This window comes from Pseudomonas sp. B21-040 (assembly GCF_024748695.1).
In the GTDB taxonomy this organism is placed as follows: domain Bacteria; phylum Pseudomonadota; class Gammaproteobacteria; order Pseudomonadales; family Pseudomonadaceae; genus Aquipseudomonas.
This window is the reverse complement of record NZ_CP087176.1, coordinates 5,586,629-5,608,328: the sequence shown is the minus strand read 5'-3', so window position 1 is coordinate 5,608,328 and position 21,700 is coordinate 5,586,629. Positions and strand designations below refer to the sequence as shown.

Genomic DNA, 21,700 nt, shown 5'->3' with positions numbered 1-21,700 from the left:
GTTCATTGCCCCAACTTGCGTGGTTGCCATTCCTTGATCACCAGCGTGACATCAAGGTCGGTGCCGTGAAGTTTTATCTTCTCGGGCAGCCAGAAACCGTTTTGTTGTGTGTAAGTGGTGTATTCAACCTGCCAGCCATCCTGTTCGAGACTGGCCAGGCGACTGTCGGCATCCAGCGTCAGTTTGCTTTTGCTGTCGGGTGCCGGGAGTCCGCGGACCCACCAGGCCAGGTTGGACACCGGTAGTTTCCAGCCCAGTTGTTCTTCGAGCAGCACTTCCGGATTCGGTGCGTCATAGCGACCCTGGTTCGCCACTTCCAGCGAGACCTTGCCAGGTCGGCCGGTCAGGCGTGCGGCGCCGCGACCCAGCGGGCCGGAAAGGCGGATGTCGTAGTAATCCTGACGCTGCAGCCAGAACAGGGTGCCGCTGCCCGAGTCTTTGGGTGCGCGGATGCCGATCTTGCCGTTGATCTGCCAGCCGTCGAGGGCGGTCAATTGCTGTTTGTGTTCACGCCATTGGGCCGGGTTGCCGTGACCTTCGACGGATTCGCGAGCGCCGAAGCCCGCGCAACCGGCGAGCAGGGCAATAAAACTGAAAACAATGAAATGGCGCAAAAACATAATCTTAAAGAGTCTCTGATCCGGTCAGGCGCTTGATGGTGCCGCGCAGGGTAGGGCTGTCAGGTTGTTCCTTGAGGAATTTGCCCCAGACTTGTTTGGCTTCGCGCTGTTTGCCATTGGCCCACAGCACTTCACCCAGGTGGGCGGCCACTTCCTGATCGGGGAAACGCTCCAGTGCCTGGCGCAGATAGCGCTCGGCTACATCGAGATTACCCAGGCGGAAGTTTACCCAGCCGAGGCTGTCGAGCACCGCCGGGTCTTCCGGATTGATCTGGTGAGCCTGTTCGATCAAGGCCTTGGCCTCGGTATACCGCGTGGTGCGGTCGGACAGGGTGTAGCCGAGCGCATTCAGTGCCATGGCATTGTCCGGGTCGCGCTTGATGATCAGGCGCAGGTCTTTTTCCATCTGCGCCAAGTCATTGCGTTTTTCCGCCTGCATGGCGCGGGTATACAGAAGGTTCAGATCGTCCGGATATTGCTGCAAGGCTTTTTGCAGGACACCGAAGGCTTTGTCGCTCTGATTGTTGGCTGACAAGGTTTCGGCTTCGATCAGGTACAGCTGAATCGCGTAGTCAGGTTGCTCGTCGCGCTCTGCAGCCAGACGGCGTTGGGCTTCAGCGGTCCTGCCGTTATTGATCAGAATGTCGGTCTGGCGCAATTGGGCTGGCAAGTAGTCGTTACCAGGCCCGACTTTGCCGTACTCGATCAACGCGCCTTGGGGATCGTTGCGCTCCTCTGCGATACGGCCCAGGTTCAGGTGGGCGGAGTCGACGTGGCTTTCGCGGGCGATCAAGTCTTCAAGCAGGCTCTTGGCCTCGTCCCAGGATTTTGCCTCCAGGCAGACCAGTGCCAGGGAATAACGCAGCTCGTCATCCTCTGGGTACTGTTGCACCAGGCTCGAAAACTCGGCTTTGGCGTCTTCTATGCGGTCTTGCTCAACCAGCATGCGCGCGTAGGTCAGGCGCAGGCGTTTGTCGTCTGGGTATTTCTTGATGCTTTTTTGCAGCAGTGGCAAGGCTTCGTCGCCGCGGTTGAGCACTTGCAGCAGGCGCGCGCGCAGCAGGATCGGAGCAATTTCACCGTCATCGGGCGGATTGTTTTCCAGCAGGGCCAGCGCACCCTTGGCGTCGCCGTCCTGTTGCATCAACAGGGCCTTGCCGAAAATCAACTGACTGTTGTTCGGGTGGCGTTGCAGCAAACGGTCGAAGCTGTTCATCAAGCCGTTGCGCGTGTCCTGGTCGGTATCGGCCGCGGACAGGGCCAGAAAGTCAAAATGCGTGTCGCCTTTGCCTTGCAGGACTTTCTCCATATAAACCATGGAGTCGTCGTAACGACCGGCACGGGCCAGTTGCACGGCAGCCGCACGTTGCGCTTCGAGGTCTTGCGGGGCGTTTTTTGCCCAGATCAGCGCGGTGTCCAGGGCAGCCTGATCGGCGCCCAGGTATTCGGCAATGCGGAATGCTCGCTCGGAGATGCCCGGATCCTGTGTGTTGATGGCCTGGGTCACGTAGTTATCCAGCGCAATGTCGAAACGATTGCGCTGGCCAGCCAGTTCGGCGCTCAGCAGACTGAAGATGGTTTCTTCGCTGAATGAGCTGTAAACCTTGGGCTTTTCAGGGGCCGGAGTGCTGTCTTCGACCGGCGACGTACCGTCCGGCGACACGGGGGCCAAGGCTTGGCAGCCGCTCAGGAAGACAAAAGCGAGGAGCAACGCGGAAGATCTATTCATATAGGAAGAGGACGACTAACCTGCGGTCGGATCATCATGACACAAGCCTTCGGCCAAACATAACCGAGTCTCAATCGATGTCTTTATAGAGACGGGACATGGGGACAATAGTCAGCGGTAGTTGTTCTGGCTGTGACGAAGTAGGACAATTGCCGGCTTCACGTCACCATCAGCGACCTTGAATGGCCTTCCTTGCACTCGGTATCAACCACAAGACTGCTTCTGTAGACGTCCGCGAGCGCGTGGCCTTTACCCCTGAGCAGCTGGTGGAGGCCTTGCAGCAGCTCTGCCGCCTCACCGACAGCCGCGAAGCTGCGATCCTCTCCACCTGCAATCGCAGTGAACTTTATATAGAACAGGATCACCTTTCGGCCGACGTTGTGTTGCGCTGGCTGGCCGACTATCACCATTTGAGCCTCGACGAGCTGCGCGCGAGCGCTTATGTGCATGAAGATGATGCGGCAGTTCGTCACATGATGCGGGTCGCCTCCGGGCTCGATTCGCTGGTGTTGGGCGAACCGCAGATTCTCGGCCAGATGAAATCGGCCTATGCCGTCGCCCGCGAGGCCGGGACCATTGGCCCGTTGCTTGGCCGGTTGTTTCAGGCCACGTTCAACGCGGCCAAACAAGTGCGCACTGACACCGCCATCGGCGAGAACCCGGTGTCCGTGGCGTTTGCCGCGGTCAGCCTGGCGAAACAGATTTTCAGTGACTTGCAACGCAGCCAGGCATTGCTGATCGGCGCTGGCGAGACCATCACCCTGGTGGCCCGTCATCTGCACGAGCTGGGTGTGAAGCGCATCGTGGTCGCCAACCGAACCCTGGAGCGCGCGAGTATTCTGGCCGAGCAGTTCGGTGCCCACGCCGTGCTGCTCTCGGACATTCCGGCAGAACTGGTGCGCAGCGACATCGTGATCAGTTCCACCGCCAGCCAGTTGCCGATCCTCGGCAAAGGCGCGGTGGAAAGCGCGCTGAAGCTGCGCAAGCACAAACCGATCTTCATGGTGGACATCGCCGTCCCGCGCGATATCGAGCCGGAAGTCGGCGAACTGGACGACGTTTACCTGTACAGCGTCGACGATCTTCATGAAGTGGTCGCCGAGAACCTCAAGAGCCGTCAGGGAGCAGCGCAAGCGGCGGAAGAGATGGTCTCGGTCGGCGCCGAAGATTTCATGGTCCGCCTGCGCGAACTGGCGGCGGTGGATGTGCTCAAGGCCTATCGTCAGCAAAGCGAGCGCATGCGCGACGAGGAATTACTGAAAGCCCAACGCCTGCTGGCCAATGGCAGCAGCGCCGAAGACGTGCTGGTGCAACTGGCGCGCGGCCTGACCAATAAACTCTTGCACGCGCCCAGCGTGCAATTGAAAAAGCTCTCTGCCGAAGGCCGCCTCGATGCGCTGGCCATGGCCCAGGAACTCTTTGCCCTCGGTGAGGGCTCATCGGATAGCTTTTCGGATAAAAAACCGCAATGAAAGCGTCACTGCTCAATAAGCTGGACATCCTCCAGGACCGTTTCGAGGAATTGACCGCCTTGCTTGGCGATGGCGAAGTCATTTCCGATCAGAACAAATTCCGCACCTATTCCAAGGAATACGCGGAAGTCGAGCCAATTGTCGGCGCCTATCAACAGTTGCTCAAAGTGCAAGGCGACCTCGAAGGCGCCCAGGCACTGCTCAAGGACAGCGACCCGGACATGCGCGAAATGGCCGTGGAGGAAGTCCGCGAAGCCAAGGAGCAATTGATCGAGCTCGAAGCCAGCCTGCAACGCATGCTGCTGCCCAAGGACCCGAACGACGGGCGCAACGTGTTCCTCGAAATCCGTGCCGGCACCGGTGGCGACGAGGCGGCGATTTTCTCCGGCGACCTGTTCCGCATGTATTCGCGGTATGCCGAGCGTCGCGGCTGGCGGGTGGAAATCCTCTCCGAGAACATCGGCGAGCATGGCGGCTATAAAGAAGTCATCGCCCGGGTCGAAGGTGACAACGTCTACGGCAAGCTCAAGTTCGAATCCGGCGCACACCGCGTGCAGCGGGTTCCGGCCACTGAATCCCAAGGACGCATCCACACCTCGGCCTGCACCGTGGCGGTGTTGCCCGAGCCGGACGAACAGGAAGCGATCGAGATCAACCCCGCGGACCTGCGGGTCGATACCTACCGCTCTTCCGGGGCCGGTGGTCAGCACGTCAACAAGACCGACTCGGCGATCCGCATCACGCACTTGCCGTCCGGAATTGTCGTGGAATGCCAGGAAGAACGTTCCCAGCACAAAAACCGCGCCCGGGCGATGTCCTGGCTGTCGGCCAAGCTGAACGATCAGCAGACCAGCGCCGCCGCCAATGCCATCGCCAGTGAACGTAAATTGCTGGTGGGTTCCGGTGATCGTTCGGAGCGGATTCGCACGTACAACTTTGCCCAGGGCCGGGTCACCGACCACCGGGTCAACCTGACGCTGTATTCGCTCGACGAAATCCTCGCCGGCGGGGTCGAGGCGGTCATCGAGCCATTGCTGGCCGAGTACCAGGCCGATCAATTGGCGGCGATAGGTGAGTAAATGACGATCATTGCCAGTTTGTTACGCGCCGCAGATTTGCCCGACTCGCCCACCGCGCGCCTGGATGCCGAATTGCTGCTGGCTGCCGCCCTGGGCAAACCCCGCAGTTTTTTGCACACCTGGCCGGAGCGCATCGTTCCCAGTGAAGCGGCGCTGACATTTGCCAGTTACTTGCAACGTCGTCGTGGCGGTGAGCCGGTGGCTTACATTCTGGGGCAGCAAGGGTTCTGGAAGCTGGATCTGGAAGTGGCGCCGCACACGCTGATCCCGCGTCCGGACACTGAATTGCTGGTGGAGGCCGCGCTTGAGCTGTTGCCGGCCACCCCGGCCAAGGTGCTCGACCTCGGTACCGGCAGCGGCGCCATTGCCCTGGCCCTGGCCAGCGAGCGTCCGGCCTGGAAAGTGACGGCAGTGGATCGCGTGCTTGAAGCGGTGGCCCTGGCCGAGCGCAATCGCCAGCGTCTGCACCTCAACAACGCCACGGTGCTGAGCAGCCATTGGTTCAGCGCCCTGGACGGTCAGCGTTTTCAACTGATCATCAGCAATCCGCCTTACATCCCTAGCGCTGATCCGCATCTGGTGGAAGGCGATGTGCGCTTTGAGCCGGCCAGTGCCCTGGTGGCCGGTGTCGACGGGCTCGACGATCTGCGTTTGATCGTCGCCCAGGCACCGGATTATCTGGACGCGGGTGGCTGGCTGATGCTCGAACACGGCTACGATCAAGCCAATGCCGTGCGCGATTTGTTGCTGAGCCGTGGCTTTGAAAACGTCCACAGCCGTACGGATTTGGGTGGTCACGAACGAATCAGCCTGGGGCGCCTGCCGTGCTGAATGATCAGGAATTGTTGCGCTACAGTCGGCAGATTCTGCTGCAACACGTCGACATCGACGGCCAGTTGCGCTTGAAAGAAAGCCGCGTGTTGATCGTCGGCCTCGGCGGTCTGGGCTCGCCGGTTGCGCTTTACCTCGCCGCCGCTGGCGTGGGTGAACTGCACCTCGCTGACTTCGATACGGTCGACTTGACCAATCTGCAACGCCAGATTGTTCACGACACCGACAGCGTCGGCCTGAGCAAGGTCGATTCGGCGATCAAACGCCTGAGCGCGATCAATCCCGAGATCAAACTGATCGCCCATCGCACCGCCCTGGACGAAGACTCCCTGGCCGCGGCCGTGGCTGCGGTGGATCTGGTGCTCGATTGTTCCGACAATTTCTCCACCCGCGAAGCGGTCAACGCCGCTTGCGTCAACGCTGCTAAACCGCTGGTCAGTGGCGCGGCGATTCGCCTTGAAGGGCAATTGTCGGTGTTCGACCCGCGCCGCCCGGAGAGTCCGTGCTACCACTGTTTATACGGGCATGGCAGTGAAGCCGAGCTGACGTGCAGCGAGGCCGGCGTCGTCGGACCGCTGGTTGGGTTGGTGGGCAGCCTTCAGGCACTGGAAGCGCTGAAACTGTTGGTCGGTTTCGGCGAACCGCTGGTGGGGCGCCTGCTGTTGATTGATGCGCTGGGCTCACGCTTTCGCGAATTGCGCGTCAAGCGTGATCCGGGGTGCAGTGTCTGCGGTTCCACACATGCGTGAAGCGCCGATCGGCGTGTTCGACTCCGGCGTCGGTGGGCTCTCGGTGCTGGCCGAGATCCAGCGTTTGCTGCCCAACGAGTCACTGCTGTACGTTGCCGACTGCGGGAATGTTCCCTACGGCGAGAAAACACCGGAGTTCATACGCCAGCGCTGCAGCGTCATGGCCGATTTTTTCCAGCAGCAGGGTGCCAAGGCCCTGGTGCTGGCGTGCAATACCGCGACCGTTGCGGGTGTTGCGGACTTGCGACGCGATTACCCGCAATGGCCAATTGTCGGTATGGAACCGGCCGTCAAACCTGCCGCTGCCGCGACCCGCAGCGGTGTGGTCGGCGTGCTCGCCACCACTGGCACCTTGCAGAGTGCCAAGTTCGCCGCATTGCTCGACCGTTTCGCCACCGATGTGCGCGTCATCACTCAGCCCTGTCCCGGGCTGGTCGAACTGATTGAGAACGGCGATCTGCACAGTCCGGCCTTGCGGCAGTTGCTCGCCAGGTATGTCGAACCGCTGCTCGGCGCCGGGTGCGACACCTTGATTCTGGGGTGTACGCATTATCCGTTTCTGAAGCCTTTGCTCAAACAGATGATCCCGGATGACATCAGCCTGATCGACACGGGGGCTGCTGTAGCGCGGCAACTTCAGCGGCTGTTGGCCGAGCGTGACTTGCTCGCCGAGGGGCCCGTTCGTGCTGCTGAGTTCTGGACGAGTGCCGATCCGGTTCATTTCAGAAATATCTTGCCGATACTGTGGAATACGCCCGGTGTTGTGAGAAGCTTCGACCGGTAACCAAGTAGCGGGGCGAACGAGCCATTGGGATGAACTTCTAATCAAACGTCGACTTCTATAGCGTTGAGCAACAAAAAAACCATACGAAATTGTTCGGAAAAGGATGTTTCTAGTGAAGCGACTATTCTGTTTGGCCGCGATTGCGGCCGCTTTAATGGGGCAAAGTTTTACCGCACAGGCGGCAGGCGTGGAGTTCGGGGTCGGTCAGACCAGCGATTCAACTATGACTTATCGATTGGGCATGCAATTCGATTGGGATCAGAGCTGGTTACAAAGTGACGTCGGTCGTGTGACCGGTTACTGGAGTGGTGCCTATACCTATTGGGAAGGTGACAAGCTCTCCAGTAACAACAGTCTGTCGTTCTCGCCCGTGTTTGTTTACGAGTTTGCCGGTCAGTCCGTTAAACCCTACGTCGAGGCGGGGATCGGTGTAGCGGTGTTCTCTCATATTAGAGTTGAAGACAACAATCTCGGCTCGGCCTTCCAGTTTGAAGACCGTCTCGGATTTGGCCTGCGCTTTACCGGCGGACATGAAGTCGGGGTTCGTGCGACGCACTATTCCAATGCCGGTTTGAGCAATCATAACGATGGCGTAGAAAGCTACTCGCTGCACTACACCTTGCCGTTGTAACGTCAATAGCATCGCGGGCAAGCCATGCTCCCAAAAATGTGGGGACGTGGCTTGCCCGCGATGGCGTCAGATCTAGCGATACGCCGTAGTAATTCCTTGGCGTTCGTCGATGCACTCCGGTGCGCCCATCTCGAATTCCCGGCAGATCAGCGGGCGCTTTTCGTAGATGGTGCACATCATGCTGTTGCGATCCAGCGCGGCGCACCAGCCGTCGTCCAGGCGCAGCATGACTTCCCCACCCCAATCATCGGTATCGATAAAGCGTTCGGGTACGCCCGTGTCGGTGATCAACATCACTTCGAGCTGACAGCAGCAAGCCGCACAGGTCGAGCACGTAACGGCCGGCTCCGCGATTTGCGTATGGGGAATGGTTTTCATGGCTCGCAGTGTAAGGCAGTGGGGCGTTGCTGTGTGAAAGCCCTGACGGACGCTTGGTTGTGTGTCTACCCATCCTCGGGCTATGAAGTGGGGAAGCCGTCGTCGATGACGGCGATGTTCATGGTCGATCCTGGATCGGCGCAGGGCTGCGCACCATGCGTTTGCCGATGGCCAGTTTCACCTCGCTCGGCGATGTCGACAGGGGCCAAAGCGCCGCCATGAACAGACCCGGAAAAACGATCTCCGCTGGCCGGTTCTTGAGTTTGGCGAAGATGTGCCGGGCGGCTTTACTTACCGGCCAACTGAACGATTTCGGGGCGTCATTATTTGCGGCCTGCGGGGGGGCGACAAACCCGGGGCTGACCACCGTGACTTCGATACCATCCGGCGCCAGGTCCATGCGCAGCGATTCGAACTGGTAACGCAGTCCGGCTTTTGATGCACCATAGGCCTCGGCACGTGGCAGCGGCAAGTACGTCGCCGGGCTCGCGATGCCCACCAGGTGCGGCGCGGTGCCTTTGCGCAACAGAGGTATCGCGACCTGGATGCAATAGGCACAGGCGAGCAAATTGGTGCGCACCACGTGTTCGACAATCGAAGAGTCGAATTGCTGAATGTCGACGTACTCGCAGGTGCCTGCGTTGAGAATCACGGTGTCCAGCGAACCCCAGTCCTGGACGATTTGCTCGCCGATTTCGCGCACCCGCTGACTGTTGGTCAGGTCACCGGGCACCACCATCACCTGTCCGGGATAGCGCAGGGACAAGACTTTCAGTGCTGGCACCGAGCGTGAACTGACGGCCAGATGAGCGCCGGTTTTCAGTATTTGTTCGGCCAGCGAGGCGCCAAGACCGCTGCTGGCGCCGGTTAACCAGTATCGCCGTGGAGGTGTAAAACTCATCCCATTTTCCTTTTCGGCCAGGCAATCGCCGGTCCCAATACGGGTAAGTGCAGCAGACTATCTTTGTTCGCCTTGGCAAACGGTGCGGCAAAACGCCTCAGTCCATCACTCATGGCAACCTCCGGCATCGAGTCGCGCGGGCAGGTTCTTGAACGCGGCCAGCGCTCGTTGTCGGGAGGTACTCAGGTTGACGATGGGCGACGGATAATCCGCCACACCGAACAGGCCACCCAGGTTGGCCGGGTTATGCACATCTTTTTGGTTGAGTCCGGCCAGTTCTGGCAGCCAGTGCTTGATGAACGCACCGTCAGCGTCGAATTTCTGTGACTGGCTCAATGGATTGAAAATCCGGAAGTAGGGCGCCGAATCTGTGCCGGTGGACGAGCTCCACTGCCAGCCACCGTTGTTTGCCGCCAGATCACCGTCGATCAAATGCCGCATGAAAAAGCGCTCGCCTTCACGCCAGTCGATCAGCAAATTCTTGGTCAGGAACATCGCCACGACCATGCGCAGCCGGTTGTGCATCCAGCCGGTCTCCAGCAATTGGCGCATGGCCGCATCGATGATCGGCACACCGGTGCGGGCTTCTTGCCAGGCCAGCAGTTCTTGTGGGGCGTTGCGCCAGGCGAGGGCTTCGGTTTCCGGTCGAAAGGCGCGATGGCGCGAGACCCGTGGGTAACCCACCAAAACATGTTTGTAGAACTCGCGCCATAGCAGCTCGTTGATCCAGGTGACGGCACCGATCTTGCCGCTTTCGAATTCGCCTTGATTGGCTTGCAGGGCGGCGTGCAGGCATTGGCGGGGGGAAATAATCCCGGCGGCGAGATAGGCCGAGAGCTGGCTGGTTCCGGGTTTGGCCGGGAAATCCCGCTCGTTTTTGTAGTCGTCGATCCGGGCGTCGGCGAAGGCATCGAGTCGACGCCGGGCTTGGGCTTCACCGGCGGGCCAGTATTGGCGCAGGCCGTCGCTTGGCGTTTCGAACCCCTCGATGGTAGCGGGGATCAAATCGCTGCTTATCGTCAGCGGCAACTGGGGGGCGGGTGTTGCGACCAGCCCCGGTAATGAAACCCGCAGCCGGTCGTAGCACACCTTGCGGAACTGGCTGAAGACCTGGAAGTAGGTGCCGTTCTTGGTCAACACGGAGCCTGGCTTGAATAGCAGTTGATCGAGGTAACGGTGGAACTGAATGCCCTTGGCGTTCAGCGTTTCGGCCACCGCTGTATCACGACGGCTTTCATTGACGCCGTAGTCCTCGTTGACGTGCAGGGCGTCGACCTTCAACTGCTGGCACAGGTCGAGCAGCACCGTTGGTGCGTCATCCCAGTGCGATGCCTGGCGGATCAGCAAGGGAATGTTCAGCTCGCCCAGCGCGCGACTCAGTTCGCCCAGGTTGCGCAGCCAGAAATCCACTTTGCACGGTGCATCGTCGTGTTCCAGCCACTGCTGCGGGCTCAACAGATACACCGCCACCGTCGGGCCGCTGGCTGCGGCGGCCGAGAGGGCGGTGTTGTCGTGTACGCGCAAATCGTTGCGCAACCAGATCAAATGCATGTTGGTGTCCGCACGCTTCATTAAAGGAGTCCACGCTGAACCAGGTACTGATGCGCCGATAACGGGCCTTCAGCGAGGGACAAATCAGCGATTTCCGTGGTTCTTGCGGACAGCTCGGCGTGGTGAATGCATACCGTAGGTCCGACAATCATTTTTGGGCATCTGATACCGTTCAATAGTTTCGGCAGCTGCGAAAGATTTATGGCTTTGCTGGAATACAGCAGTACGCCGCGGGCTTGCAGGTGGTCGACCGCCATCGCGAGTTCACCGGCGGGCAGGGGCCAGTCGAACACCTCTACCGGACAATCGGCGCTGCTGATCAGCCAGGCGGTGAGCCATAGGTGAGGTTCCAGTGGCAAATCCGATTGATTGATCAACAGCAGCGGCGCGGTGCGTAGCTGACGGTTGTTATGGTAGATGCGTGCGCCGAACTTGCTGCGCAACCAGGAATAAAAAAACACCCGCTCCATCTGCGCGCCAAACTGTCCCTGCCAACGCTGTTCCACTTCGGCCAGTAACGGGATCAACAAGTGTTCGCACAAGGTTCGCGGTGGATACAGCGCCATGGCTTGATTGACGGTTTCATCGAGGGAGCGTTCGTTCAACTGCAACACGGCTTGCAGCAGTGTGCGGCGCAGTACTTGCCAATCATTTTCGACGGTTTCGGTAAACGCTTGCGGCGTGTCCAGCAGTTGCTTGACCTGGCTGACAGCCACGCCACGGTTGAGCCAGGTGAGGATCATCAGGATGCGCTGGACGTGTTCGGCACTGAACAGCCGATGGCCCTTGGGTGTGCGTTGCGGAACGATCAGGCCATAACGCCGTTCCCAGGCGCGCAGGGTCACGGCGTTGACGCCGGTCTGGCGCGCGACTTCACGGATCGGCAGCCAGCCTTCGTCCAGGGCTTTGTTGAAGTTATCGCCCAGGTCTTCGCTGGCGCTGGTATCGAGTGGGGTTTTCATCAAATTGCGTTTCGCAGGCTGAGGTTTTCCGGATGCGGTTGCAGGTAAATCTGCTGTGCAATGTAGGGAACCGGATGCTGGCGGAAATGGTGCTTGAGCAGGGTCAGGGGCACGACCAGCGGCACGATGCCGTGTCGGTACTGGCCGATGACTTGTTGCATTTCCTGTTTGTCCTCGGGGCTGATGACTCGCTTGAGGTAGCCGCTGATGTGTTGCAGGACGTTGGTGTGGGTGCGGCGTGTGGCGCATTTTTTCAAGGCGCCCATCAGTTCGCTGAAATAGCGCGGGCCGAGCTCCTCGACGCTGGTCAGGCCCATGTTGCCGAGCAAATTGCCCAAGGTCTTGTATTGCACCGGGTGATGGGCCATCAGCAAGTATTTATAGCGTGAGTGAAATTCGATGAGGCCGTGGCGGGTCAGGCCTTTTTGCAGCAATTGCTGCCAGTTGCTGTAGGCAAACACGCGGGTGAGGAAGTTTTCGCGCAATACCGGGTCGTTGAGGCGCCCGTCTTCCTCTACCGGCAAGTCTGGGTGCCGTGCACAGAAAGCCTGGGCATAGAGGCCGCGACCACTTCCTTGCACCGACGCACCGTTGGCGTGATAGACCTTTACGCGTTCCAGGCCGCAGGAGGGCGATTTGTGCATGAAGATGTAGCCGCAGATATCGTCCAGTTCGGCGGCCATTTGCTCACCGAATTCAATCAGTGGCCGGGTGACATTGAGTTGTGGGTTAACGGTGCCGACCGCTTGGGGGTCTTCAGGATCACCCACCAGGCGGATCGGTTCGCGAGGAATCCCCAGGCCGATAGCGACTTCCGGGCACACGGCGATGAAATCGAAATAGTCCGTGAGGGTGTGGCTGCACAAGCTCGATTGCTTGTGCCCTCCGTTGTAGCGAACCTCGGCCCCCATCAAGCAGGCGCTAATGGCGATTTTCGGTCGAGTCGCTGGCTGGTCGTGCATCGAAGCACCTCGAATCCGAAACTGTACGGAGGGACGTCTCTGTACAACATTTCTTCATCATAGATCCAAAGATGTACAAGTCAATTTTTCTGTATAAGTTTTTAAGCGTGATAGCGAGGAAGGGCTGCTGTCCATGTCGACAGCAGCAATTGACGCAGGGTGATGCGGTTCACTGCAAGTGTTCCAGCAGGCGGCGAGCCGCTTCCTGGCCGCTGAGCCAGGCACCTTCGACACGACCGGACAGGCACCAGTCGCCACACACGTACAGGCCCAGGTCGGCATCCGCCAACACGCCCCATTCGTGGCTGTTGGCAGGGCGAGCGTAGAGCCAGCGATGGGCGAGGCTGAAGCTCGGGGCGGGCATGGAGTCGTGCAACAGCTCGGCGAATGCCCCGTGCAGTTGCTCGATCACCGCTTCCTTGGACAAGTCGATATGTTGCCGGCTCCAGGCGCTGGTTGCGTGCAGCACCCAGGTGTCCATGGTGTTGTCGCGTCCTGGTTTACTGCGGTTGCGCGCCAGCCAGTCGAGTGGGCTGTCCTGCACAAAACAGCCTTCAATGGGCGTATCCAGTGGCGTTTCGAAGGCCAGGGCGACGGCCCAGGTCGGGTCCATTTTTACCCCGGCGGCGGCCCCGGCGAGCTTCGATGCGGCGGCCAGCAGCGCGGTGGCCTGAGGGGCCGGCGTGGCGATCACCACATGACTGAACGGGCCGTGAGTGAAGCCTTCGGCGTCCTGCAAATGCCAGTGTTCTTCGCCTCGATAGACCTCGGTGATCCGGCAGGCAAACTGCACTTCCAGATCGCCGAGCAGGCCTCGGGTGATGGCGCTCATGCGTGGCGTGCCGACCCAGCGGGTCTGTTCGTCCGGCGACAGGTTGAGTTGGCCGCCTTGGTAGGTGTAGAGCTGCGGCGTCCATTCGGCGACCCAGCCCTGGGTTTGCCAACGCTGGACTTCGGTCACGAAGCGGCGGTCGCGGGCAGTGAAATATTGCGCGCCCATGTCCAGAGCACCCGCATCGCTGCGCTTGCTCGACATGCGTCCGCCACTGCCGCGGCTTTTATCGAAAAGTTGAACGACATGCCCTGCGTCGGTCAGGGCCTGAGCGGCTGAAAGCCCGGCGATGCCGGTGCCGATGATTGCGATGGGTACAGTCATAGGGGCCTCGTTTACCTTTCTGTACAGACTACGCCGTGGTTCAAACCTGTACAATATTGTTTTTTGGTATAACTTTTAGCGTTCTCGATCTGACAGCTTGGCCTATTGTTAAACACAGAACCTGCCCGATACCAAAGATCCCTGCTTATAAAAATAGACTAGTGATCAGGGTTAAACGCCACGCGAGGAAGAAGTCATGCACATATTGCTGACCGGCGGTACTGGTTTGATAGGACGTCAGCTCTGCCGGCACTGGTTGAGTCAGGGACATCGCCTGACAGTCTGGAGTCGCAAGCCTGAAAAGGTCGCGAAAATATGCGGCGCTCAAGTGCGCGGTATTGCCCGGCTGGAGGACCTCGAACCGGCGCCGCTGGACGCCATTATCAACCTGGCAGGTGCACCGATCGCCGACCGCCCCTGGACGCACAAACGCAAGGCGTTGCTCTGGAGTAGTCGCATCACCCTGACGGAAACGCTGCTGGCCTGGCTCGAAAAACGCGAGCAAAAACCCTCGCTGTTGATTTCCGGTTCGGCGGTGGGCTGGTATGGCGATGGCGGGGAGCGTGAGCTGACCGAGGTCTCGCCCCCCGTCATCGATGATTTCGCCAGCCAGTTGTGCATCGCCTGGGAGGAGACCGCTCAGCGTGCTGAAGCCTTGGGACTTCGCGTGGTACTGATCCGCACCGGCCTTGTGCTGTCCGCGGAGGGCGGCTTTTTGTCGCGGCTGTTGCTGCCGTTCAAACTGGGGCTGGGCGGGCCTATCGGCAATGGTCGGCAGTGGATGCCGTGGATTCATATCAACGATCAAATCGCCCTGATTGATTTTCTTCTGCATCAGAAAGACGCCAGCGGTCCTTATAATGCGTGCGCGCCCAAACCGGTGCGCAATCGCGAGTTTGCCAAGACGCTGGGCAGCGTGCTGCGCCGCCCCTCGTTCATGCCGATGCCCGCCCTGGCGTTGAAAGTGACGCTTGGCGAGTTGTCGCTGTTATTGCTGGGTGGCCAGAAGGCGCTCCCGGTACGCGTGCTGGACGCGGGCTTCATTTTCCAGTTCACCGATTTGCGCGCGGCCCTGGACGATCTGTCCAGCCGCCTCTGAAATAGGACGTTGCATGACCGATCACGCATTGCTTCTGGTTAACCTGGGTTCACCTGCCTCCACCTCGGTGGCGGATGTGCGCAGCTACCTCAATCAATTTCTGATGGACCCGTATGTGATCGACCTGCCATGGCCAGTGCGACGCTTGCTGGTGTCGCTGATCCTGATCAAACGCCCGGAGCAGTCAGCCCACGCCTACGCGTCGATCTGGTGGGAAGAGGGTTCGCCCCTGGTGGTGCTCAGCCGTCGTTTGCAGCAGGCCATGACATCGCAGTGGACCCACGGTCCGGTCGAATTGGCGATGCGTTACGGCGAGCCGTCGCTCGAGTCGACGCTGGTGCGCATGGCAGCGACCGGTCACAGGCGAATCACGCTGGCGCCGCTTTATCCACAGTTCGCCGACAGCACCACCACGACAGTCATCGAAGAGGCCAAGCGTGTTGTGCGCGAGAAAGGGCTCGACCTGCAGTTGTCGATTCTCCAGCCGTTCTACGATCAGCCGGAATACCTCGATGCGCTGGTGGCCACGGCCAAGCCCTATCTGGCGCAGGATTACGATCACTTGCTGTTGAGCTTTCACGGGTTGCCGGAACGGCACCTGAAGAAGCTCAACCCTGGCCACAGTTTTGAAGGGGGCGGTGATTGCTGCGCCGGGGCGCCGCCGGAAGTGGTCGCCACCTGCTATCGCGGGCAATGCCTGCGTACGGCGGCAGAATTTGCCAAGCGCATGGGCTTGCCGGACGGCAAATGGTCGGTGTCGTTTCAGTCGCGTCTGGGCCGGGCCAAGTGGATCGAGCCCTATACCGAAGCGCGCCTTGATGAGTTGGCCAAAAGCGGCGTAAAGAAAATTCTGGTGATGTGCCCGGCGTTCGTGGCTGATTGCATCGAGACGCTGGAAGAAATTGGTGATCGCGGGCTGGAGCAGTTCCGCGAAGCCGGAGGAGAGGAATTGGTGCTGGTACCGTGCCTCAATGATGACCCGCAGTGGGCGCGGGCGCTGAGCGCGTTGTGTGAGCGAGCGCCGCTGGCCCTCTAAAAGCATCGCGGGCAAGCCTTGCTCCTACAGTGTTCGACACAGAACCTGTAGGAGCAAGGCTTGCCCGCGATAGCTATCTTGAGGCCGACTTACAACAGCGGATCATCCGCCTTCTTGTGCTTCCAGCTGTCATTACCCGGCAGGATCAGGTTCAGCGCAATCGCCACCACCGCGCACAGCGCAATGCCTTTGAGGCCGAAGTCGTCCGGGCCGGTCCCGGTGCCGACCAGTACACCACCAATCCCGAACACCAGGGTCACCGACACAATCACCAGATTGCGCGCTTCGCCCAGATCGATCTTGTGGCGAATCAGCGTGTTCATGCCCACGGCCGCAATCGAGCCGAACAACAGGCACAGAATCCCGCCCATGACCGGCACCGGAATGCTTTGCAGCAGCGCGCCGAACTTGCCGATGAATGCCAGGCTGATGGCAAAGATCGCCGCCCAGGTCATGATTTTCGGGTTGTAGTTCTTGGTCAGCATCACCGCGCCCGTCACTTCGGCGTACGTGGTGTTGGGTGGGCCGCCAAACAAGCCCGCTGCGGTGGTGGCAATGCCATCGCCGAGCAACGTGCGGTGCAGGCCAGGCTTCTTCAGATAATCGCGACCGGTGACGCTACCCACGGCAATCACGCCGCCGATGTGCTCGATGGCCGGGGCCAGGGCGACCGGAACGATGAACAGAATCGCCTGCCAGTTGAACTCGGGTGCCGTGAAGTGCGGAATCGCGAACCACGGTGCGGCGGCAATCTTGGCGGTGTCCACCACGCCGAAATAGAACGCCATGGCAAACCCGACCAGTACACCGGAGATGATTGGCACCAGGCGGAAAATACCTTTACCAAACACCGCGACGATCAGGGTGGTCAGCAGCGCCGGCATCGAAATCAGCATCGCCGTCTGGTAGTGAATCAGCTCAGAGCCGTCGCCGGCCTTGCCCATCGCCATGTTGGCGGCAATCGGCGCCATGGCCAGGCCGATGGAAATGATCACTGGACCAATCACCACCGGTGGCAGCAGGCGGTCGATGAAACCGGTGCCTTTGATCTTCACGGCAAGGCCGAGGAAGGTGTAGACGAAACCCGCCGCCATCACCCCGCCCATGGTCGCCGCGAGGCCGAACTGGCCCTTGGCGAGGATGATCGGGGTGATGAAGGCAAAACTCGACGCCAGGAACACCGGCACCTGACGCCCGGTGACGATCTGGAACAGAATCGTCCCCAGGCCGGCGGTGAACAGCGCCACGTTCGGGTCGAGGCCGGTAATCAGCGGCATCAACACCAGGGCGCCGAAGGCCACGAACAGCATCTGTGCACCCGACAGCACCGTGCGCCAGAGCGGATCGTTGAACTCTTGCTGCATGCTCAAGCGTCCTTCTGCTTGGTACCGAAGATCTTGTCTCCGGCATCGCCCAGGCCCGGGATGATGTAGCCGTGCTCGTTGAGTTTCTGATCAATAGACGCGGTGTAGATAATCACGTCCGGGTGAGCTTTCTCGACCGCGGCAATGCCTTCCGGCGCGGCGACCAGCACCATGGCGCGGATGTCCTTGCAACCGGCCTTTTTCAGCAGGTCAATGGTGGCGACCATCGAGCCGCCGGTGGCGAGCATCGGGTCGATGATCATGGCCAGGCGTTCGTCGATTTCCGGGACCAGTTTTTCCAGGTAGGTGTGGGCTTCGAGGGTTTTCTCGTTACGGGCCACGCCCACGGCGCTGACTTTGGCGCCCGGGATCAGGCTCAGCACGCCTTCGAGCATGCCGATACCGGCGCGCAGAATCGGTACTACAGTAATTTTCTTGCCGGCGATTTTCTCGACCGACACCGTGCCGCACCAGCCTTCGATATCGTAGGTTTCCAGCGGCAGGTCTTTGGTGGCTTCATAGGTCAGCAGGGCGCCGACTTCCTGAGCGAGCTCACGGAAATTCTTGGTGCTGATGTCTGCACGGCGCATGAGGCCAAGTTTATGACGGATCAGCGGGTGGCGGATCTCGAGGATGGGCATGGGAAAGGCTCCGGCGGCGGGCAAAAAAACCGGCCTAGATTAATCTATCCGAGGGTGTTGTCCTATAGACATACAGAACGTTAGTCCACAAACGCTTGATCTGATCGTGCGGGATGCGTACCTTTGCCCGCTTTTCCTGAATACGCCACCCCTTGGAGAGCGCCATGTCCGCTGATCTCGAGCATATCCGTCAAATCATGCGAGAGGCTGACTGCCTGTACACCGAAGCTGAAGTCGAGGCGGCTATCGCCCGCGTTGGTGCACACATCAACGAACAACTGGCAGACACTAACCCGGTGGTGTTCTGTGTGATGAACGGCGGCCTGATTTTCGCCGGCAAGCTGCTCACCCATTTGCAGTTCCCGCTGGAAGCGTCCTACCTGCACGCCACCCGCTATCGCAATGAAACCAGCGGCGGCGAGCTGTTCTGGAAAGCCAAGCCGGAAGTGTCGTTTATCGACCGTGACGTGTTGATCATCGACGACATCCTCGACGAAGGTCACACCCTGGGCGCGATCATCGATTTCTGCAAGCACGCCGGCGCGCGCAAAGTGCACACCGCCGTGTTGATCGACAAAGACCACGACCGCAAGGCTCGCCCGGACCTGAAAGCCGATTTCGTCGGCCTGCCGTGCATCGACCGCTACATCTTCGGTTACGGCATGGATTACAAAGGCTACTGGCGTAACGCTAACGGGATCTTCGCTGTTAAAGGCATGTAAACGATGACTACGCCGCGCTTTCTTGATCAATCCTTGTTCACAGATTTGGCCGGGAAAGCGGCGGCTAATCCGCGTGGGCGCCAGCACCACAATTTCCATCAGATGGAAGACGCTTGTCATCGGATGGCCGTAGGCCTGCAACCAAACACCTACATCCCGCCGCACCGGCATTTGGGCGAAAACAAGGCTGAAACCTTGTTGGTGCTCAAAGGGCGGCTTGGGGTGTTGATTTTCGATGAGTCCGGCACGTTGCTGACAAAGCAGATCCTGCAAGCTGGCGGTGATTGTGTCGGGGTGGATCTGCCAGATGGTGTGTTCCACAGCATTGTGGTGCTGGAAGCCGACAGCTTGATGTTCGAGTGCAAGGCCGGTCCTTACCGCCCCGTGGGTGAAGGTGAGCTGGCACACTGGGCGCCGCGCGAGGGCGAGCCGGGTGTGGCCGAGTATCTGGCGTGGATGCGCGCTCAATTCGATTGATGTCCGGCACACCACCGCGATTTCCTGTAGCAGCCTTCGGCAGCTGCTACAGTGCTGCGCTTCGTCCCTGGAGCCCGTCATGAGTCTATTGATCCGCAGTTGCGCCGCAGTGTTGCTGGCCCTCAGTTTGCCCCTGGCCGCCGCACCTGCGCCGATGCACGCGCAGTACCTGCCACCGGATGACCTGACCCTGCGCGACGCGGAGCCCGAGCAGCAACAGCTCATGCAGGTCACCGAGTATTCCGTGGTCGTGGGTAGCCAACGCCAATCCAGTCAACAGCCGATTCCGGTCACGTCACCGTTGTTGATCCGTCTCAAGGGTAAATCCCTGAACAAAGGCGCGACCATCAGCCAGGTCCTGGTCAATTTCGATGGCGAAAGCAAAAGCCTGAAAAAGCCGGTCTACGACGATAAAAGCAAAACCCTGACGCTGTATTACCCGTTGGCGCAATACCGGGTCGTCATCGACTTGTTGCGCAATGACACGGTGTATTGCCAGTTCTTGAGCTATGCCAATGGCCATGTCTGGGCTGATTTACACACCGCAGCCACTCGTCCGCGTTGAGCCCGGCGGCAAGGGAGGGGTAAACTGCCCGCCCCGTGAAATGTCTGCGAGCTGGAGTCGGCAATGCGTAAAGATAAGAAGCAAGTGATTGGTGACGAGATCGGCGACGAGCAGATCAAGTTGTTCCTCGATTTCGAGCCAGTCGACGCCACTTCGCCGTCGCTGCACAAATTGATCAAGGCCTACCGTGGCCTGCGAATCGATGACTTCGAGCGTTTTCTGACGTTCTTCGTTGCAGCCGGCTTCGACGTTGACGGCCAGGATGAGCACGGCAAAACCTTCGTTGACCTGATCCAGGATCAGCGTAACGCCCCGGATTACATCGAGCTGATCAAAAAGGCTCGCGGCTGATCTCCCAGCCAAACCGATATGTGTGGCGCGGGTTTTACCGGCCATAAAAAAACGCCCCGCTCTCAATGAGAGCGGGGCGTTTTTTATGCGGCCCAATCAAGCGAAGCTTGGGGTCTCGCTGTTTTCTTCAACCAGCTCCAGCGCGATGTTGTTGTGCGCATTGATCTTGCGATACAGCGCCGCATCGGTTTCCAGGACCTTTTCACGAGCCGGGAAGATTTCCGCCAGTTTGGCAGCCCATTCGCCCTTGGCCTTGCCCGCGAAGCATTTTTCGATCAGCTCAAGCATGATCGAAACCGTCACCGAAGCGCCTGGGGAGGCGCCGAGCAGGGCAGCAAGGGAACCGTCCTTGGCCGCGACCAGTTCGGTACCGAACTGCAGAACGCCGCCCTTTTTCGGGTCTTTCTTGATGATCTGCACACGTTGGCCGGCCACTTCCAGGCGCCAGTCTTCGGCTTTCGCTTCAGGGTAGAAACGACGCAGGGATTCCAGGCGCTGCTCCATCGACTGCATCACTTCGCTGACCAGGTACTTGGTCAGGTCCATGTTGTTTTTCGCCACGGCCAGCATCGGGCCGATGTTGCCAGCGCGTACCGACATCGGCAGGTCCATGAAGGAACCGTGCTTGAGGAACTTGGTGGTGAAACCGGCGTAAGGTCCGAACAACAGGGACTTGTTGCCGTCAACGACGCGGGTGTCCAGGTGAGGTACGGACATTGGTGGCGAACCCACGGCGGCCTGGCTGTAAACCTTGGCCTGGTGGTGCTTGACCACTTCCGGGTTGTCGCAACGCAGCCACTGGCCACTGATCGGGAAGCCGCCGAAGCCTTTGCTTTCTTCGATGCCCGAGGCCTGCAACAGCGGCAACGCCGCGCCGCCAGCGCCCAGGAAGACGAACTTCGCGTCGACGTCACGGGTATTGCCGCTGTTGACGTCCTTGATGCTGACGGTCCAACCACCGTTGTTACGCTTGAGGCCAGTCACGCGCTTGCAGTACTTGACCTGTGCATCGGGTGCGCTGGTCAGGTGCTTGAGCAGTTGATTGGTCAGGGCGCCGAAGTTGACGTCGGTGCCATTCAACACGCGGGTCGCAGCGACAACTTCGTCGGCCGGACGGCCCGGCATCATCAGCGGCATCCAGTCGGCCATTTTGGCTTTGTCTTCGGTGTATTCCATGTCCGCGAAGGCGTGGTGCTTGCTCAGCACCTTGAAGCGTTCCTTGAGGAAGGAAATACCGCTTTCACCTTGCACGAAGCTCAGGTGCGGCACCGGGCTGATGAACGTCTTGCACGAGCCGAACGTGCCTTTTTTGGTCAGGTAGGACCAAAACTGCTTCGACACCTCGAACTGGGTGTTGATGTGCACGGCTTTCTTGATGTCGACGGTGCCATCGGCAGCCTGCGGCGTGTAGTTGAGCTCACACAGCCCGGCGTGACCGGTACCGGCGTTGTTCCATGGGTTGGAACTCTCTGCGGCACCGGAATCCATCAGCTCGACGACTTCCAGCTTGATCGCGGGGTCGAGCTCTTTGAGCAATACCGCAAGGGTGGCACTCATGATGCCGGCCCCAACCAGTACTACGTCGACTGCTTCGTTATGCGCCATTTAACGCGTCTCCAAAATCTGCAGCACCAAATTGT

At 59.7% G+C, this 21,700-nt stretch carries 23 protein-coding genes; 12 read left to right on the top strand and 11 right to left on the bottom strand.

The features are described from left to right. Positions 1–2: 2 nt before the first annotated feature. Together lolB and LOY55_RS25635 are read right to left on the bottom strand one after the other, a co-directional pair. Entirely contained in the window at positions 3–620 is a 618-nt protein-coding gene (lolB, locus tag LOY55_RS25640) for a lipoprotein insertase outer membrane protein LolB (protein WP_109787820.1), read from the bottom strand. Between the two features lie 4 nt (positions 621–624). Continuing rightward, entirely contained in the window at positions 625–2,349 is a 1,725-nt protein-coding gene (locus tag LOY55_RS25635; protein ID WP_046030143.1) for a tetratricopeptide repeat protein, read from the bottom strand. 182 nt (positions 2,350–2,531) lie between these two features. Between LOY55_RS25635 and hemA the strand changes: the two genes are divergently transcribed. From hemA to LOY55_RS25605, 6 genes are all read left to right on the top strand, one after another. Further along, positions 2,532–3,821 (top strand): glutamyl-tRNA reductase, encoded by a 1,290-nt coding sequence (hemA, locus tag LOY55_RS25630; RefSeq protein ID WP_046030145.1) that lies wholly within the window; start codon positions 2,532–2,534, stop codon positions 3,819–3,821. After that, a complete protein-coding gene (gene prfA / locus LOY55_RS25625) occupies positions 3,818–4,900 on the top strand; it encodes a peptide chain release factor 1 (RefSeq protein ID WP_046030148.1) in 1,083 nt (360 codons plus the stop codon). Before hemA ends, prfA begins: the two co-directional genes overlap by 4 nt. Next, positions 4,901–5,731 carry a peptide chain release factor N(5)-glutamine methyltransferase gene (gene prmC / locus LOY55_RS25620; RefSeq protein WP_109787821.1) on the top strand — a complete coding sequence of 277 codons (831 nt, stop codon included), beginning with the start codon at positions 4,901–4,903 and terminating at the stop codon, positions 5,729–5,731. Continuing rightward, positions 5,725–6,480, top strand: a complete 756-nt coding sequence (locus tag LOY55_RS25615) for a molybdopterin-synthase adenylyltransferase MoeB (RefSeq protein ID WP_046030153.1) — start codon at positions 5,725–5,727, stop codon at positions 6,478–6,480. Before prmC ends, LOY55_RS25615 begins: the two co-directional genes overlap by 7 nt. Further along, positions 6,473–7,264, top strand: a complete 792-nt coding sequence (gene murI / locus LOY55_RS25610) for a glutamate racemase (RefSeq protein ID WP_109787822.1) — start codon at positions 6,473–6,475, stop codon at positions 7,262–7,264. The genes LOY55_RS25615 and murI overlap by 8 nt, the downstream gene beginning before the upstream one ends. A 112-nt stretch (positions 7,265–7,376) precedes the next feature. After that, positions 7,377–7,895: an acyloxyacyl hydrolase gene (locus tag LOY55_RS25605; protein ID WP_109787823.1), complete on the top strand. Its 519-nt coding sequence runs from the start codon at positions 7,377–7,379 to the stop codon at positions 7,893–7,895. A gap of 72 nt (positions 7,896–7,967) precedes the next feature. Here the strand turns inward: LOY55_RS25605 and LOY55_RS25600 are convergent, their stop codons facing one another. The 6 genes from LOY55_RS25600 to LOY55_RS25575 all read right to left on the bottom strand — a co-directional run bounded on the left by LOY55_RS25600 (position 7,968) and on the right by LOY55_RS25575 (position 13,805). Then, positions 7,968–8,273: a YkgJ family cysteine cluster protein gene (locus tag LOY55_RS25600; RefSeq protein ID WP_084320418.1), complete on the bottom strand. Its 306-nt coding sequence runs from the start codon at positions 8,271–8,273 to the stop codon at positions 7,968–7,970. Positions 8,274–8,391: 118 nt separating this feature from the next. Then, positions 8,392–9,174, bottom strand: a complete 783-nt coding sequence (locus LOY55_RS25595; RefSeq protein WP_223523483.1) for an SDR family oxidoreductase — start codon at positions 9,172–9,174, stop codon at positions 8,392–8,394. Between the two features lie 105 nt (positions 9,175–9,279). After that, entirely contained in the window at positions 9,280–10,725 is a 1,446-nt protein-coding gene (gene phrB, locus LOY55_RS25590) for a deoxyribodipyrimidine photo-lyase (RefSeq protein ID WP_109787846.1), read from the bottom strand. A gap of 20 nt (positions 10,726–10,745) precedes the next feature. Continuing rightward, complete coding sequence (locus LOY55_RS25585) at positions 10,746–11,687, bottom strand: MerR family transcriptional regulator (RefSeq protein WP_223523482.1); 942 nt, start codon at positions 11,685–11,687, stop codon at positions 10,746–10,748. Further along, positions 11,687–12,649: a DUF523 and DUF1722 domain-containing protein gene (locus tag LOY55_RS25580; protein WP_223523480.1), complete on the bottom strand. Its 963-nt coding sequence runs from the start codon at positions 12,647–12,649 to the stop codon at positions 11,687–11,689. The genes LOY55_RS25585 and LOY55_RS25580 overlap by 1 nt, the downstream gene beginning before the upstream one ends. A 169-nt stretch (positions 12,650–12,818) precedes the next feature. Beyond that, positions 12,819–13,805: an NAD(P)/FAD-dependent oxidoreductase gene (locus LOY55_RS25575; protein ID WP_046030179.1), complete on the bottom strand. Its 987-nt coding sequence runs from the start codon at positions 13,803–13,805 to the stop codon at positions 12,819–12,821. Positions 13,806–14,001: 196 nt separating this feature from the next. Here LOY55_RS25575 and LOY55_RS25570 point away from each other — a divergent pair, with 196 nt between their 5' ends. Further along, positions 14,002–14,904, top strand: a complete 903-nt coding sequence (locus LOY55_RS25570) for a TIGR01777 family oxidoreductase (protein WP_109787827.1) — start codon at positions 14,002–14,004, stop codon at positions 14,902–14,904. Positions 14,905–14,917: 13 nt separating this feature from the next. Further along, positions 14,918–15,940: a ferrochelatase gene (gene hemH / locus LOY55_RS25565; protein ID WP_223523478.1), complete on the top strand. Its 1,023-nt coding sequence runs from the start codon at positions 14,918–14,920 to the stop codon at positions 15,938–15,940. An 89-nt stretch (positions 15,941–16,029) separates the two neighbouring features. Here hemH and LOY55_RS25560 read toward each other — a convergent pair whose 3' ends face one another. After that, positions 16,030–17,304 (bottom strand): uracil-xanthine permease family protein, encoded by a 1,275-nt coding sequence (locus LOY55_RS25560; RefSeq protein WP_109787829.1) that lies wholly within the window; start codon positions 17,302–17,304, stop codon positions 16,030–16,032. 2 nt (positions 17,305–17,306) lie between these two features. Then, on the bottom strand, positions 17,307–17,945 hold the full coding sequence (upp, locus tag LOY55_RS25555) for a uracil phosphoribosyltransferase (RefSeq protein ID WP_077431271.1): 639 nt from the start codon (positions 17,943–17,945) through the stop codon (positions 17,307–17,309). Between the two features lie 164 nt (positions 17,946–18,109). Here upp and LOY55_RS25550 point away from each other — a divergent pair, with 164 nt between their 5' ends. From LOY55_RS25550 to LOY55_RS25535, 4 genes are all read left to right on the top strand, one after another. Continuing rightward, positions 18,110–18,667, top strand: a complete 558-nt coding sequence (locus tag LOY55_RS25550) for a hypoxanthine-guanine phosphoribosyltransferase (protein WP_046030190.1) — start codon at positions 18,110–18,112, stop codon at positions 18,665–18,667. A gap of 3 nt (positions 18,668–18,670) precedes the next feature. After that, positions 18,671–19,144, top strand: a complete 474-nt coding sequence (locus LOY55_RS25545; RefSeq protein ID WP_223523476.1) for a WbuC family cupin fold metalloprotein — start codon at positions 18,671–18,673, stop codon at positions 19,142–19,144. Between the two features lie 79 nt (positions 19,145–19,223). Next, positions 19,224–19,709: a hypothetical protein gene (locus LOY55_RS25540; RefSeq protein ID WP_109787831.1), complete on the top strand. Its 486-nt coding sequence runs from the start codon at positions 19,224–19,226 to the stop codon at positions 19,707–19,709. 63 nt (positions 19,710–19,772) lie between these two features. Continuing rightward, entirely contained in the window at positions 19,773–20,060 is a 288-nt protein-coding gene (locus LOY55_RS25535; RefSeq protein WP_046030198.1) for a PA4642 family protein, read from the top strand. Positions 20,061–20,156: 96 nt separating this feature from the next. On the opposite strand, the gene mqo is transcribed toward LOY55_RS25535, so the two are convergent. Then, positions 20,157–21,665, bottom strand: a complete 1,509-nt coding sequence (gene mqo, locus LOY55_RS25530; protein ID WP_109787832.1) for a malate dehydrogenase (quinone) — start codon at positions 21,663–21,665, stop codon at positions 20,157–20,159. Between the last annotated feature and the right edge of the window lie 35 nt (positions 21,666–21,700).

Coding starts and splice junctions, on each gene's coding strand:
- LOY55_RS25570 (WP_109787827.1), top strand. CDS start 14,002: ATGCACATATTGCTGACCGGCGGTACTGGTTTGATAGGACGTCAGCTC.
- LOY55_RS25580 (WP_223523480.1), bottom strand. CDS start 12,649: ATGCACGACCAGCCAGCGACTCGACCGAAAATCGCCATTAGCGCCTGC.
- LOY55_RS25535 (WP_046030198.1), top strand. CDS start 19,773: ATGCGTAAAGATAAGAAGCAAGTGATTGGTGACGAGATCGGCGACGAG.
- lolB (WP_109787820.1), bottom strand. CDS start 620: ATGTTTTTGCGCCATTTCATTGTTTTCAGTTTTATTGCCCTGCTCGCC.
- upp (WP_077431271.1), bottom strand. CDS start 17,945: ATGCCCATCCTCGAGATCCGCCACCCGCTGATCCGTCATAAACTTGGC.
- LOY55_RS25550 (WP_046030190.1), top strand. CDS start 18,110: ATGTCCGCTGATCTCGAGCATATCCGTCAAATCATGCGAGAGGCTGAC.
- LOY55_RS25635 (WP_046030143.1), bottom strand. CDS start 2,349: ATGAATAGATCTTCCGCGTTGCTCCTCGCTTTTGTCTTCCTGAGCGGC.
- hemA (WP_046030145.1), top strand. CDS start 2,532: ATGGCCTTCCTTGCACTCGGTATCAACCACAAGACTGCTTCTGTAGAC.
- LOY55_RS25540 (WP_109787831.1), top strand. CDS start 19,224: ATGAGTCTATTGATCCGCAGTTGCGCCGCAGTGTTGCTGGCCCTCAGT.
- prmC (WP_109787821.1), top strand. CDS start 4,901: ATGACGATCATTGCCAGTTTGTTACGCGCCGCAGATTTGCCCGACTCG.
- LOY55_RS25560 (WP_109787829.1), bottom strand. CDS start 17,304: ATGCAGCAAGAGTTCAACGATCCGCTCTGGCGCACGGTGCTGTCGGGT.
- LOY55_RS25595 (WP_223523483.1), bottom strand. CDS start 9,174: ATGAGTTTTACACCTCCACGGCGATACTGGTTAACCGGCGCCAGCAGC.
- prfA (WP_046030148.1), top strand. CDS start 3,818: ATGAAAGCGTCACTGCTCAATAAGCTGGACATCCTCCAGGACCGTTTC.
- LOY55_RS25545 (WP_223523476.1), top strand. CDS start 18,671: ATGACTACGCCGCGCTTTCTTGATCAATCCTTGTTCACAGATTTGGCC.
- phrB (WP_109787846.1), bottom strand. CDS start 10,725: ATGCATTTGATCTGGTTGCGCAACGATTTGCGCGTACACGACAACACC.
- LOY55_RS25585 (WP_223523482.1), bottom strand. CDS start 11,687: ATGAAAACCCCACTCGATACCAGCGCCAGCGAAGACCTGGGCGATAAC.
- LOY55_RS25600 (WP_084320418.1), bottom strand. CDS start 8,273: ATGAAAACCATTCCCCATACGCAAATCGCGGAGCCGGCCGTTACGTGC.
- mqo (WP_109787832.1), bottom strand. CDS start 21,665: ATGGCGCATAACGAAGCAGTCGACGTAGTACTGGTTGGGGCCGGCATC.
- murI (WP_109787822.1), top strand. CDS start 6,473: ATGCGTGAAGCGCCGATCGGCGTGTTCGACTCCGGCGTCGGTGGGCTC.
- LOY55_RS25575 (WP_046030179.1), bottom strand. CDS start 13,805: ATGACTGTACCCATCGCAATCATCGGCACCGGCATCGCCGGGCTTTCA.
- hemH (WP_223523478.1), top strand. CDS start 14,918: ATGACCGATCACGCATTGCTTCTGGTTAACCTGGGTTCACCTGCCTCC.